At 41.2% G+C, this 13459-nt stretch carries 14 protein-coding genes; 2 read left to right on the plus strand and 12 right to left on the minus strand.

Translation table 11 applies throughout. The features are described 5' to 3' along the window. The first annotated feature begins 25 nt into the window (after positions 1-25). Positions 26-1123, plus strand: coding sequence for a M24 family metallopeptidase (locus tag ECA01S_RS04710; protein WP_067391871.1), 1098 nt, complete (start codon positions 26-28; stop codon positions 1121-1123). 75 nt (positions 1124-1198) lie between these two features. Here the strand turns inward: ECA01S_RS04710 and ECA01S_RS04715 are convergent, their stop codons facing one another. The 8 genes from ECA01S_RS04715 to ECA01S_RS04750 form a co-directional block, all read right to left on the minus strand. Further along, positions 1199-1840: a YtxH domain-containing protein gene (locus ECA01S_RS04715; RefSeq protein WP_067391874.1), complete on the minus strand. Its 642-nt coding sequence runs from the start codon at positions 1838-1840 to the stop codon at positions 1199-1201. 20 nt (positions 1841-1860) lie between these two features. Beyond that, positions 1861-2304 (minus strand): DUF948 domain-containing protein, encoded by a 444-nt coding sequence (locus ECA01S_RS04720; protein ID WP_067391877.1) that lies wholly within the window; start codon positions 2302-2304, stop codon positions 1861-1863. Positions 2305-2511: 207 nt separating this feature from the next. Beyond that, entirely contained in the window at positions 2512-3414 is a 903-nt protein-coding gene (gene galU / locus ECA01S_RS04725) for a UTP--glucose-1-phosphate uridylyltransferase GalU (protein WP_067391880.1), read from the minus strand. Between the two features lie 33 nt (positions 3415-3447). After that, positions 3448-4458 carry an NAD(P)H-dependent glycerol-3-phosphate dehydrogenase gene (locus ECA01S_RS04730; protein ID WP_067391883.1) on the minus strand — a complete coding sequence of 337 codons (1011 nt, stop codon included), beginning with the start codon at positions 4456-4458 and terminating at the stop codon, positions 3448-3450. 70 nt (positions 4459-4528) lie between these two features. Continuing rightward, positions 4529-5344, minus strand: a complete 816-nt coding sequence (lgt, locus tag ECA01S_RS04735; protein ID WP_067391885.1) for a prolipoprotein diacylglyceryl transferase — start codon at positions 5342-5344, stop codon at positions 4529-4531. 12 nt (positions 5345-5356) lie between these two features. Then, a complete protein-coding gene (gene hprK / locus ECA01S_RS04740; RefSeq protein ID WP_067391888.1) occupies positions 5357-6292 on the minus strand; it encodes an HPr(Ser) kinase/phosphatase in 936 nt (311 codons plus the stop codon). Positions 6293-6503: 211 nt separating this feature from the next. After that, positions 6504-7922: a glycoside hydrolase family 1 protein gene (locus ECA01S_RS04745; protein ID WP_067391891.1), complete on the minus strand. Its 1419-nt coding sequence runs from the start codon at positions 7920-7922 to the stop codon at positions 6504-6506. 14 nt (positions 7923-7936) lie between these two features. After that, the gene (locus ECA01S_RS04750) at positions 7937-9250 is read right to left on the minus strand and encodes a PTS sugar transporter subunit IIC (RefSeq protein ID WP_067391894.1); all 1314 of its coding nucleotides are present in this window, start codon (positions 9248-9250) and stop codon (positions 7937-7939) included. A gap of 151 nt (positions 9251-9401) precedes the next feature. Here ECA01S_RS04750 and ECA01S_RS04755 point away from each other — a divergent pair, with 151 nt between their 5' ends. Continuing rightward, positions 9402-10127 carry a GntR family transcriptional regulator gene (locus ECA01S_RS04755; protein ID WP_067391897.1) on the plus strand — a complete coding sequence of 242 codons (726 nt, stop codon included), beginning with the start codon at positions 9402-9404 and terminating at the stop codon, positions 10125-10127. 53 nt (positions 10128-10180) lie between these two features. Here the strand turns inward: ECA01S_RS04755 and ECA01S_RS04760 are convergent, their stop codons facing one another. From ECA01S_RS04760 to phoU, 4 genes are all read right to left on the minus strand, one after another. After that, positions 10181-10540: a phage holin family protein gene (locus ECA01S_RS04760; RefSeq protein ID WP_067391900.1), complete on the minus strand. Its 360-nt coding sequence runs from the start codon at positions 10538-10540 to the stop codon at positions 10181-10183. Further along, positions 10540-10854 (minus strand): PspC domain-containing protein, encoded by a 315-nt coding sequence (locus tag ECA01S_RS04765; RefSeq protein WP_067391903.1) that lies wholly within the window; start codon positions 10852-10854, stop codon positions 10540-10542. Before ECA01S_RS04765 ends, ECA01S_RS04760 begins: the two co-directional genes overlap by 1 nt. An 81-nt stretch (positions 10855-10935) precedes the next feature. Next, on the minus strand, positions 10936-12507 hold the full coding sequence (gene liaX, locus ECA01S_RS04770) for a daptomycin-sensing surface protein LiaX (RefSeq protein ID WP_067391906.1): 1572 nt from the start codon (positions 12505-12507) through the stop codon (positions 10936-10938). Positions 12508-12769: 262 nt separating this feature from the next. Beyond that, positions 12770-13453: a phosphate signaling complex protein PhoU gene (gene phoU / locus ECA01S_RS04775; protein ID WP_067391909.1), complete on the minus strand. Its 684-nt coding sequence runs from the start codon at positions 13451-13453 to the stop codon at positions 12770-12772. Positions 13454-13459 lie beyond the last annotated feature (6 nt).

A 13459-nucleotide genomic window follows, 5' to 3' on the forward strand; every position in this document is an offset into this window, starting at 1 on the left:
TATCTTTATAGAAAGAAGGCATTTTATGAATACGAAGAAAATCGCGGAATTAAAACAGTGGATGGTCGATGCTCAGGCGGACCTGGCTTACATTACCGACCCCGGACACGTCGCTTATTTTAGCGGCTATGAAAGTGATCCCCACGAACGAATCTTAGCCTTATTTATTCCATTAGAGGGTGATCCTTTTCTCTTTACCCCTGCGTTAGAAGTCGAAGAAGCACAGCACAGTGCTTGGCAATATGATGTATTCGGCTACTTAGACAGCGAAAATCCTTGGGACATTATAGCAGAGCTTTTGAAAAAGCGTACAAAAGTCGGTCAAATCGCCATTGAAAAGAATGCTTTGACGGTGGAACGACTGGAAGCTTTGGCTCAACGTTTCCCTGCGAGCCAATTCATTGATGCTACGCCAACCATTCAATGGCTGCAATTGATCAAAACGGAAAGTGAAATCAAAAAGCTTTTAGCTGCTGGCGATTGGGCCGATGTTGCTTTTGAGATTGGTTTCCAAGCTATTAAAGAAAATGCGACCGAGCAAGAAGTTATTGCAGAGATCGAATATCAACTGAAGAAAAGAGGCGTGAGTGCCATGAGTTTTGATACGATGGTGCTAGCTGGTGAAAATGCCGCTAATCCCCATGGCACGCCAGGAAATACCAAAATCAAGCCTAATGAGTTGGTGCTATTTGATTTAGGCGTTGTTTGGGACGGCTATTGCAGCGATGCCACACGGACAGTAGCCTTTAAGGAACCCACTGATTTCCAAAAAGAAATCTATCAAATCGTGTTAGAAGCTCAGCTTGCTGCCACAAATGCCGTGAAACCTGGCGTTACTGCCGCTCAAATCGATGCTGTGGCACGTGACGTTATTAGTTCCTACGGTTACGGGGAATACTTCAATCACCGCCTAGGCCATGGTATTGGCACAACCGTCCATGAGTTTCCATCATTAGTAGCTGGTAATGATTTAGTGATTGAAGAAGGCATGTGCTTCTCCATTGAACCAGGAATCTACATCCCTGGAAAAGTCGGTGTTCGTATTGAAGACTGTGTTTACGTAACCAAAGACGGTGCTAAGAACTTGACTCAAACACCAAAAGAATTACAAATTATCGAATAAAACAGCTGTCAATCTAGCATGACAAAAAGCGTATCAAGCCTTGAACAGACCTGATACGCTTTTTTCGTTCGTTCATTATTTTGTTAATTCATCTTTTGTATCTTTCGCTTCTTTTTTCACGTCTTCGCCAAAATCTTTGACATCTTCTTTTACATTTTTAGCTTCGGCTTTCGCTGTTTCCTTCGCTTCTTTCGCTACTTCTGGCACATCAGCGGTTGCTGCCTTGCCTTCTGCCACGCCTTCATTAAGCGTATCTTTGGCTTGGTTGGCGGTGTCTTTAACTTCAATAATAATATCGTCTGCAGCATCTTGTGCCACATCACCTAAATCTTCGCCATGGGCTTTCACATCTGCAGCTGTTTTTTTGAAGCGGTCCGAAAGATCATTCGTTTGTTGTTTCAAATTACCAAGCATATCGTCTGAGATATCTTGCGCTTTATCAAAAGAGTCTTGTGTTTTATTCTTAACAGACCCTACTAGTTGGCCTGCTTGTGCACCTAAATCGCCAGCTTTGTCTTTGGCAATTTCAGAAAGCTCTACCCCTTTTTGTTTCGCATATTCTGTATAGTCACTTGCTTTGTCTTTCAAATCGTAGGCACGTCCTGAAAGATCATCGCGCAGTTCCTTCCCTGATTTTGGTGCCATTAGTAATGCCGCAATAGCTGCTGCTGTCCCACCAACGATTGCTCCAAATAGAAATCCACCTTTTTTAGCCATGAATAATCCCTCCAAATTTTTTATTCTTCTGTTGTTGTATTTGTTGAATCCTTTTTAGTACGGAAAGCTTTAAACGCTGTTGAACCGAATTTCGTTGCAACACCAGCTTTAGCTGTTGATTTGCCAATCGAGCCAACGCGGTTAACCAAATGTTTGCTGGAATCATTCAGCTCTGAAACGGTTTCGCTAAGGTCCGCCACTGCAGTAAACAGCGGATCAATCGTTTCCACTTTTTGTGTGACATCTCCTAGTAACTCGTTACTTTTTACTAGCAAACCCTCTACTTGGTTCGCCAAGATGTCTACATCCTTCGTTAAAATATTGATTGTTGTATTGGCCTGATCCACCGTTTTTTCGGCTTTGTCGACGACCTTTCCCACTTTTTGCAGCAACAAGATAATGAACACTACCAAGACCGCAAAGGCAAGTGCGGCAATGATTGCTGCGATTTCTCCACCTGACATGGCATAACCTCCTACAAACTCTTTTTATTTAGCATAACATTTGACCCTTATTTTCACAAATCAAAAACCAACCGCTTACACAAAGTATAGCAAAAAAAGCTTTTGGAACTTCTCTTTAAGTTTTAGCATTTCATAAAAAAAGAAAAAAACGGCGAAATCCTAGGATTTCAGCCGTCTTTTCAATGTCTTTTTAAAAACTTTTAAAAGTTATTTTGTTTTTGCTTTCTTTTGATCTTCCGCAGATAGCTCAGCACCTAACTCAATAATAAATTCACGCAAGTTATCCTTCACTTCTGGGTGAGTTAACCCATATTCAATACTTGTTTTCATGAATCCAAATTTATCACCTACATCAAAACGTTTGCCTTTAAATTCTCGAGCAAATACTCTTTGCGTTTTATTCAAGGTGTCAATGGCATCTGTCAATTGGATTTCGTTACCTGCCCCTGGCTTTTGTGTTTCCAATACTTGGAAGATTTCCGGTGTCAGTAGGTAGCGGCCAATGATTGCCAAATTACTTGGTGCTTCTGCTGGTTTTGGTTTTTCTACGAAGTTCTTTACATTATATAGTCCTGGTTTCACTTCTTCACCTGGGTTGATGATGCCATATTTAGAGGTCTCTTCATGAGGAACTTCCATCACGGCAATTGTAGAAGCATGAGTGTTTTCATAGTCGTTCATTAGCTGTTTCGTCAATGGCACTTTGTCTTCCATAATATCGTCGCCTAACATCACGATAAAGGGTTCATCACCAACAAAGGCTTTGGCTTGCAAGACAGCGTGTCCCAAGCCCTTTGGATGAGACTGACGAATAAAGTGCAAATTAACATCTGTCGTTTCTTCTACTAGCTTCAGTAATTCGGTTTTGCCTTTTTCGCGCAAATTCGTTTCCAATTCAATATTTGAATCAAAATGATCTTCAATTGGACGTTTTGCTTTTCCGGTTACGATTAAAATATCTTCGATTCCTGATTTTAGTGCTTCCTCTACAATAAACTGGATCGTTGGTTTATCCACGATTGGCAGCATTTCTTTTGCCATCGCTTTCGTTGCCGGTAAGAACCGTGTTCCTAACCCTGCCGCTGGGATAACCGCTTTTTTGACTTGCATTTCAACATCCTCCTCAGTTTTTAAAAAGATTTTTTAAAATTCTTTTTCCGTCTTGCCATCGCGCAGCATGATTTCTTTTGCTGCCTGCTTCACATCTTCATCTTCATAAAGAACGCGATAAATCGTTTCTGTGATTGGCATTTCTACGTTCAACTGCCGAGAAAGCTCATAAGCCGCCTTGGTAGTTGAGACACCTTCGACAATCATGCCCATGTTTTCTAGTACTTCGTCGAGCTTATGGCCCTGCCCTAACAGGTTACCAGCGCGCCAGTTACGGGAATGGATACTCGTACCCGTCACAATTAAATCACCTACACCGCTAAGTCCAATGAACGTTAGCGGATCAGCCCCCATTGCGACTCCTAAACGACTGATTTCAGCAAGTCCACGTGTCATGATAGCCGCTTTCGCGTTGTCGCCAAAGCCTAGTCCATGAATGGCACCTGCTCCCAAGGCAATAATATTTTTCAAGGCTGCACCTGTTTCGACACCAATCACATCATCATTGGTATAGATGCGGAAATAGCCATTCATAAATAAATCTTGGACATACGCTGCATCTTCTAAGCGTTCGCTGGCTGCTGTAATGGTGGTGATATCTCTCACGGCAACTTCTTCAGCATGGCTCGGTCCTGACAAGACAACAATTCCGCGGCGATGTTCTGCCGGAATTTCCTCGTAAAGAATCTCGGAGATACGTTTATGCGTATCTTGCTCTAACCCTTTTGATGCATGGATAATCATTGGTTGGTTCTCTGCCACTTGAGCAAAGTCATGGGCGACTGCCCGCATCGCTTTCGTCGGTACTACGAACAAGACCGCGTCTGCCTCTTTAACAGCCGCTCCTAGTTCCTCATACGCCCGAATGCTTTCATTGATCTTTAAATCCGGTAAGTAGTGTTTATTGGTATGTTGTTCATTGATTTCTTTAATTTGTGCGGGGTTATTTCCCCAAATACGTACATCATGACCATTTTCCGCCAATACTTGCGCTAGCGCGGTTCCCCATGAACCTGGTCCTAATACTGCTACGGTTTGTTTCAATTTGTGTGTCCTCCCTTACCTAATCAAGTTTAGCATAAGATAACTTTAGGTACAGCTTTTTTTCATGTTTTTATTTTGCCAAGTCCCGACGATAAAACGGTAGTTTATCCGATCTGCGACGCCACCAAATCAGTCCTAACGAACCAATAAAGAGAACGGCAGATAACAACTGCGAGACCCGAATTGCGCCAAATAAGTACAAGCTATCAGTACGGAGCCCTTCAATGAAAAATCTTCCCAGTGAATACCAAGCAACATATAATAAGAAGACTTCTCCTTGCTTCAAAAAGTCCTGCTTACGTCGCAGGAGAATCAGTACGACAAAGCCCAGGACGTTCCAAACAGATTCGTAAAGAAAAGTTGGTTGTCGGTATGCCCCGTCAATATACATATTATCAATGATGAAGCGTGGCAAGTGAAGCTTTTCCAAAAAAGCTTCGGTGGTAACGGGACCATAGGCCTCATGATTCATAAAATTGCCCCAGCGGCCAATTGCCTGTGCCAAAATCACACTAGGTGCCGCAATATCTAAAAAGGTCCACATATTGATGAAACGTGAGCGGGTAAAGAAGAACAGCGTGATAATCCCTGCAATCAAGCCGCCATAAATAGCCAGACCGCCATGCCAAATCGCAATGATCTCCCCAGGATTTTCCATATAATAGCGCCACTCAAAAATCACATAATAAAGTCTGGCACCGATGATGGCGATTGGCAGTCCCCAAAAGATGAAATCAATCACGTCATCTTCTTTCATACCAACGCGTACCGCTTCCTTGCTACTTAAATAAACTGCAATTGCAATACCACTGACAATAAAAATCGCATACCAGTGTATCTGTAATCCAAATAACCGAAAGGCAATAGGATCGATTTGTGCTAACATGTTTTCCATCTCCTATTGTCCTGAATTTTCTTCAATTAAACGACTCAAGCGTTCTTCAAAAGCTTTGGTCGCATCATAACCCATCGTTTTCGCACGGAAGTTCATGGCCGCCACTTCAATAATAATCGCGACGTTACGCCCTGTTTTGACCGGAATCCGAATTTGCGGCACATCAACGTCGGCGATGCTCACTTTTGTTTCATCGGAGCCTAAACGGTCATATTTTTTGTCTTTTTCCCAAGCTTCCAAATACACGGCTAGCTGAACTTGCATATAGCCCCGCACTGCACTGGCCCCAAACAGATTCATAACATCAATAATCCCGATACCACGAATTTCTATCAGATGTTCTAGAATTTTAGGCGGCTCTCCAATCACTGTCAGTTCATCTTTTTGATACACATCAACCCGGTCATCGGCAATCAAGCGATGGCCTCGTTTAATCAGTTCTAAGGCTGTTTCACTTTTTCCGATACCACTATCTCCTTGAATCAGCACGCCCAGACCGTATACATCGACTAAAACGCCGTGAATACTCGTCCGTGGTGCTAATTGACCATCCAAATAGCTGGAGATTTCTCCAGATAAACGGGAGGTAGAAATAGGTGATCGTAAAACGGGGATCTCATTTTCTTCCGCCGCTTGAATCATTTCGTCAAACACCGCTAAACCTCGTGACACAATAAAGGCCGGCGTATCTTTTTCGCAAAGACGGCGCATAACAATCAGCCGCTCTTCCGGTGTCATTCGATCTGCAAAGGTCATTTCTTTTCTGCCAAATAATTGTAATCGGTCATGGGAATAATAGGAAAAATAGCCGGTCAATTCCAACCCTGGACGGGAAATATCTCCGGTATCAATCAAACGATCTAAGCTTGCTTCATTACCACTAATAATTTCCAATGGCAACGCTTTTACAAGTTCTCGTACTGTTACAGTTTCTGTCATTGTCTTACCTCACTTTTTACCAACATCATATCGCGTTATCACAGCTAAATTTGCTTTTACTCAACTTTATCTGCATTCTTTGCAATTACTTTCATTATAACCAAGGCAGAAATAAATACAACTTTCAAAGGTGTCACTTTTAGTGATTGTTATTGATTTCTTATAAAAAAAATCATTAGATCAAGTCTAAAAACTTGATCTAATGATTCATTTAGCGATAACTGATGGGGTCTGGCAAGATGAATTTACGATCCTCTATTAGAGAACGATACCAAAATGCCGAATGCTTAGGACTTCTTGAGCGTTCCTGATTCAATTCGATTCGAATCAATCCATAACGGTTTTTAAAGGCATTCATTGGCGATACACAATCAGTAAAGGCCCATAACATATACCCTTCACAATTAGCGCCTTCTGCTACCGCCCGCAACAAATGGTATAAATGCTGCCCAATAAAATCAATCCGGTATTCGTCTGCTACTTGCCCCTGATTATCGAAATATTGTTCTTCCTGTTCACGGCCCATCCCATTTTCACTTACTAGCCACGGAATGTCCCCATAATTTTTTTTCAAATACATCGCCATATCATACATAATTTCGGGATGGATTTCCCACCCACGAGAACTATTCATCTGCTTACCAGGTAAATCAAACGGTTCATAGAACATTTCAGGATGAAAAGGCGTTTCTGGATTCCAGGCATACTTTGGTGCCTGGACCCGCTTAGGATAATACTGATTGACCCCTAGAAAATCTACTGTGTATTTCTTGATGGTAGCTAGTTCAGCAGGCGTTGCATCAAAAGAAATATCGTACTGGTCACATAATGTCAGTAGTTCTTCTGGATAAGCACCCTTCACCATAGGATCAAAGTAAATTCGATTGAAAAACAAATCATACATCTGAGCTGCTTTTTGATCCGCCACAGAAGAAGAGCGTGGGTAAACCATTTCTGGATTCAAAATACACCCGATACGTCCTTCAAAACCGCCCTCTTTGAAAATTTTAATAGCTTCCGCATTCGCCAAAACTTTGTGGTAATTCCACAGCATCCATTTCTTAGTATTTTGTTCATGCGGCCAGCGAATTGCATCTAAGTAGCAACGGGTCTGCGTCACGATTGGTTCATTAAAAGTGAACCATTGCTTCACTCGGTCGCCAAAGCGTTCAAAAGCTATTTTTGCATACCCTTTATATAATTCGATAACTTTTTTAGAAGACCAGCCATCATATTTTTCTAACAGATAACTAGGAACTTCATAGTGTTCCAAACATAGCATTGGTTCGACACCAGCTTCAATCAAGCCGTCGATTACTTGATTGATATGCTCAGCGTAATCTTCATCCACAACCAGTTGCTCATAATCGGTAAAAAAACGTGCCCAGTTGATAGAGGTTCGATAATGCGTCAGCTTGACTTCTTTCATCCAATGAATATCTTCCGGATATTTTTCCATAAAATTAGTAGCTACTGCTGGCCCATAGCCGTCATGCCAGACAAACTTTTCATTTTTGTACCAGCTATCTAAAAAAGAATCCTGTCCGGCTTTTTTCCCTTGCCAACCTTCTGTCTGCCAAGCTGATGAAGCAGCTCCTAAAATAAAATTTTTGGGAATTGTGATTTCCATACTAATTTCCTCCACTATGCGACTTCATGCGTCACTTTATTCGATACTTTTACAAATGGTAAATAAATTAAAATTGAAACGATAATACAGACAATCTGCGTAATGACTGCCCCAATGTCTCCAGCGGTCGCTAGATAAGCATTCACAATAGGAGGCATTGGCCACGGAACCATTACCACTGCCTTGGCAGCAAAGCCCAGTGTCGTGGCAACATAACCAATCGTTCCAGTTACCAATGGTGTTAAGATAAAAGGAATTGCTAAAATGGGGTTCAACATGATTGGCATTCCAAAAATGACTGGCTCATTAATATTAAAAATTCCCGGTGCCAATGATAACTTGGTAATCTCACGCATATCGGCGCGTTTGCTTACCAATAAAATAGCAATTAACAACCCAATCGTCACACCCGAGCCACCCATACTCATATACATATCCCAGAAGGGCATGGTAATGATATTGGGTATTTCTTTTCCTGCTTCAAAGGCTTCCGTATTGACTGCTATTGCTGCCAGTAGGAGCGGTTCGCGGATTGGCTTGATCATTTGATTACCATGAATCCCGATTACCCAGAAAACTTGAGCAATAAACATTAAGAGTAAAATACCTGGTAAACCTTGAACCACACCTTCTAATGGTTTCTGAACAATATTATAAATGATGTCGTACGCGTATGAGCCAGTGATGGCCTTTATGGCAAAACCAACTGTGGCGATAGTGGCGATTGTAATAATAGTAGGAAATAGTGCAGAAAAACTAGTCGCAACATTCGTCGGCACCGTATCCGGCATTTTTACCTTCAGTTTTTCTTGGCGCCCTAACCAAGAATAAAGTTCGATAGAAGCAATCGCTACAAACATTCCTAAAAAGAGACCTTTTGTATCCGTATATTGTTTTGCCAAAACATTTTCAACTAGAATATCTTTGTTTTCAGCACTCAAAAAGGAATAGGTTGTCGGATTAACTGATAAATAGGACATAACGGCCACGATACCTGGGAAAACGCCTTGTATCTCATTCAGCTTAGCCAGTTCGATCCCAATCAAAAATACTGCGTAGATGGTCAGAAAACTCAAGGTGACGTAACTAACGGTCGAGGCAATTGGTTTCAAATCAGCTAAAAAGCTTAAAAAGCTGATTTTCGCCAAACCGTTTTCTGCATCAAAAACCATTGCCGAAAATAAGGTCCCGAATGCTCCCGTAATAATAACTGGAATCAGTGCCGCAAAAGCATTTTTAATTACCATGATATAACGTAACGAGTTGATTTTGTAGGCTACATTTCCCAGTACGTTGGATAATTTATCCATAAACGATCCTTCATTCATCTCTTACTCCTCCTAAAAATAGCTAATTAAGTAACCGATTACAAAAATAATTTATAGCAGTTTTACAGATTTGTAAACCTAGCCCATCGATTACGCTTGAATTTGTAAACCTCTTTATTTACAATTAAAAAAGATAAGGGAGGAATGAATTATGGCTTATTTTCAGCTTATAGCAAATGAACTCCGCAAAAAAATAATTAGTGGTGAATACCCAAAGGACAGTCGTTTACCGCGACAATCTGAATTAGCTGCCCTTTTTCAGACTAGTCGTGTCACCATCCAAAAAGCATTAAATACGTTACAGATGGAAGGTCTTATTGAAGGCCGTCAAGGCTCTGGCTCTTATGTAAAAGGACCTGAATCAGTCTACGATTATGATGCGTCAATTTACGGCGGTATGACAAAAAAACTAGGGCATTTAGGTAAGCTTCGCAATCAAATCATTTCATTTGGTGTCTCTTTTCCAAATGAACGCGAGCAAGAAAAATTGCGACTTCAAAAGAACGATCCCATCTATGACATCGTTCGTTTACGGATCTTTGAAGATGAACCATTGGCCCTTGAATATACGGTCATGCCTGTATTACTAATCCCTGGAATCACCGAAGAAGTATTGAAAAGCTCTATCTACCGCTATATCAATGAGCAGTTACAACTACAACTGGGACAGTCTCATCGTCGAATTAAAGCCGACCGTCCAGACCAATATGACCAGCAATACCTGGCTTGCCAAGCAAATGATCCCGTTCTGGAAATTGAGCAAACGGTGTATTTAGAAAATGGTCAGCCCTTCGAGTACTCTCAAACACGACATCGCTATGATAAGGGCGATATCACGGTAACTAACAAAGTCAGCCGCCATGTATACAACTTGTAAACACTCTTTTTTACAAATTAAAAAAACGTTCCTGGCTAAGCCAAGAACGTTCCTTAATCATCATATTTATTTAAGTTGTGCTCGCTAACAATCATATTGACCAGCGACATGATCACCGCCACCAAAATTGCGGACCAGAAACTGGCAAAGCCAAAATTAGCACTACCTACTAAAAAGGAGGTTAGTCGTAAAATCAAAGCATTTACCACGAAACTAAACAGGCCCAATGTTAGTAACGTAAAAGGTAACGATAGGATGGTCAAGATTGGTTTTACTAACATGTTCAGCACCGACAGGACAAAGCTGGCGATAATTGCCATCCAAATGGATTGAACATGGACCATATTAGGAAAAATCACAGACAATGAGACGAAGGTCAGTGTATTTACGATTAGACGTTGAAAATACGTCATTAGAAATCACTCCAGTCATCATCGTCGATTTTTTCGGCTTCCTTTCGTTTGGTGTTCTTTTGAGTGGTACCTGAAGGTCCATAAGGATTGCCATATTGACGATCCGTATGTTGATAGTGACCACGGTTAGGATTACGTGGGATCAAAACTGCCAATAAGATATATAACAGGATTGGGCTACCCATTCCTAAGAAGATCAGGATCACATATAAAACACGGATAATGGTTGGGTCGATACCGAAAAACTCACCGATACCAGCTAGAGTCCCAGTCAACACCACATTCGTATTTGATTTAGTCAAACGTTTTTTCATCTCTCTCACATCCTTTGCTACATCTATCAGTTGAGAAAAGTCACCCTCCGTTACCGGAGGGGCTTTTCTATTTATTTTGGATTATTTACCGGCGTCTTTGACGTAAATACTGCCAGTAGTAGTAGAAACGTAGATATCCGCTACTTGATCCGTGCCTGAACGACGGAATTGCAACAATTGGTTCGTCCGTTCTTTCTTCTCACGAATCACTTCATAGTCGGCCAAACGGCTATTGATGCTGCCTAGACTCGTTTTTGCAGTACCTTCTAAACTGATTTCATCAGGCAAAGCAATCTTGACGTTCCCATTAACAGAAGTTGCATTGACCTTCCGTAAATCATCATTCATCAAAGTAACTCGTACATCACCATTGATTAGGGAAACGCTCAAGTTTTGTGGCGCTGCTGTCACCGTCACATTACCGTTGACCGTTTCAATCATGGTATCTAGTAAAGTACCCTTCATGACTTTGATTTCGCCATTAACACCTTCCACTTCCAGCATTGTTGCATCCAATTTTTGGAAGACTAAGTTGCCGTTAGTAGACTTAGTATAGACATCTTTGGCTTCTAACGTTTCCACAGTGATATTACCATTCAACAGTTTTACTGAAACATGGTCATATACACGAGCTGGCAAGTAGAATACTAAATCAGCACGGATCCGTTTATTAGGGATTTGGAAGCTGATTACTTCATCATCCACATCAATTTGGCTGCGTTCTAAGAAAGCTTCCATTGGTGTTTCTGAAGGCATTTTGCCGTATAGTTTGATTTTAGCTTCCACTTTGACATCTTCTTGATCCCAAGTTTTAAAAACGATATTGCCGTTTGCAACTTTGACATCAATCAGACTAGCTTGGGGAGCTGGATAATTAAATTCGTGTTCAAACTTAGTAGACGCCACACTTGGTACTTTGATGTTCACGTCTTTCCAGTCCATGTTATCATTGACTGCTTCTGAAAAAGTAGAAAAAGTTTTCTTCAAGAAACTGCCTAATTGGCTACCAGCTTCGCTCATCTTTTCGCCTACTTGGTTCAAAGTGTCTGTTGCTTGGTCTTTCCAGTCTTCAGGAATTTCAAATTTGGAAGAGATTGTTTCCTTTTGTTCTTCCCAACGTTCCCGTCGAATTGACTTCAATTGTTCTTCCAAAGTATTCTTTTGTTCTTCTAAATCAGCTAAAGATGCTTCTAAATCTTTGATTTCTGCTTCGATCTTTTCACGATCAGCAACATCTTCTTCCGATAGGCTATCCAATTCTTCTTTAGTATTGAATTCCATCAAGCCTTCACGTTTTTCTGTTAGCTCGATTTTTAAGCCTTTGATTTCGACATTTACTTCATCTAATTCAGCTGAAGCTTTATTCGCTTCCGTTGCCAAATTGTCTAAGATTTTTTCTAAGCGTTCTTTATCTTCAGATTCAGGATCTTTAGGCGTTTCAGCAGTTTCCTGTTCTTCTGCTTCGGATGCCCGTAATTTTTCCATCAATTCATCTGAAACTTTACCAGCTTCAGGAGTTGCTGCTTCATCGGCAGCTCGTTTCAATTGTGTTTCATTCTTTTCAGTTGCCATATTTTCTAAGAGAACCAATGCTTCTTCAGTTGAAAGGATCCCTTTTTTCACAAGATCCAAGACACGTTCGCGTTCTTTCATGGGTAGTTCCTCCTTTAAGGATAATTCGCCTGATTTAACAGGTGGCCTTCATTACATACTCATTATGCCCTCTCACAGGAGATTTGTCATAGGACCTAAGAACGATTTCTTCCTAGGTTTCCAGTTAGAGAAGTCTCTTTTCTTATTATTCCATGAATTACAGCATTTGACAAAGAATTCAATTAGCGCGACCGACAGCAGACTTTCACGTTGGCTAACTCAAAAACAAAAAAACTGCCGTCTCTAAAGACGACAGCAAATTTTAGGAAATTTGATCCATTGAATGGTTTGTGTTTAACTCCGTGATTTTACCCGTAGACAAGTAAACAATCCATTCACAGATGTTGGTAACGTAGTCGCCGATCCGCTCTAAGAAGCTAGCAACGTGCAAGTAGTCGTTTCCGCTGACGATGGTTTCTGGATCTGCCTTCATATAATCAATGGTATCCGCATAGATTTTATTGAAGTGCGCATTGATTTCTTCATCCTTCTTGGCGATTTCACGAGCTGCCTTAGCGTCTTCTTTAATGTAAGCATTTAAGACGGCATCCACCATTTCCTTCACATAATCAGACATCGCAGTGATTTCCTTTTCAATTTCAGGAATCCGTGTTTGTCCTTTCACCCTAATTGTGGCTTTGGCGATAGAAACCGCGTGGTCCCCCATCCGTTCCAAATCTGAGCTGGCTTTCATAATCGTAATGATCATGCGCAGGTCAGTTGTAACCGGCTGTTGCAAGGCGATCATTTCAAAGCTTTTCTTTTCCAGCTTGATTTCCATGTCGTTGATGTTCACGTCATCTTTCACGACTTCCTTGGCCAATTCCTTATCATGCTTTGTAAAAGCTCGAACTGACTTATGGATCGCGTCGCTGACCATCATCCCCATTTCATAAAACTGATTATGGAGTTTCAGTAAATCCTCTTCAAATTGTGTACGCAACATTTGTTT

It is taken from the genome of Enterococcus canis NBRC 100695 (assembly GCF_001544375.1).
GTDB classification, from domain to species: Bacteria; Bacillota; Bacilli; order Lactobacillales; family Enterococcaceae; genus Enterococcus_H; species Enterococcus_H canis.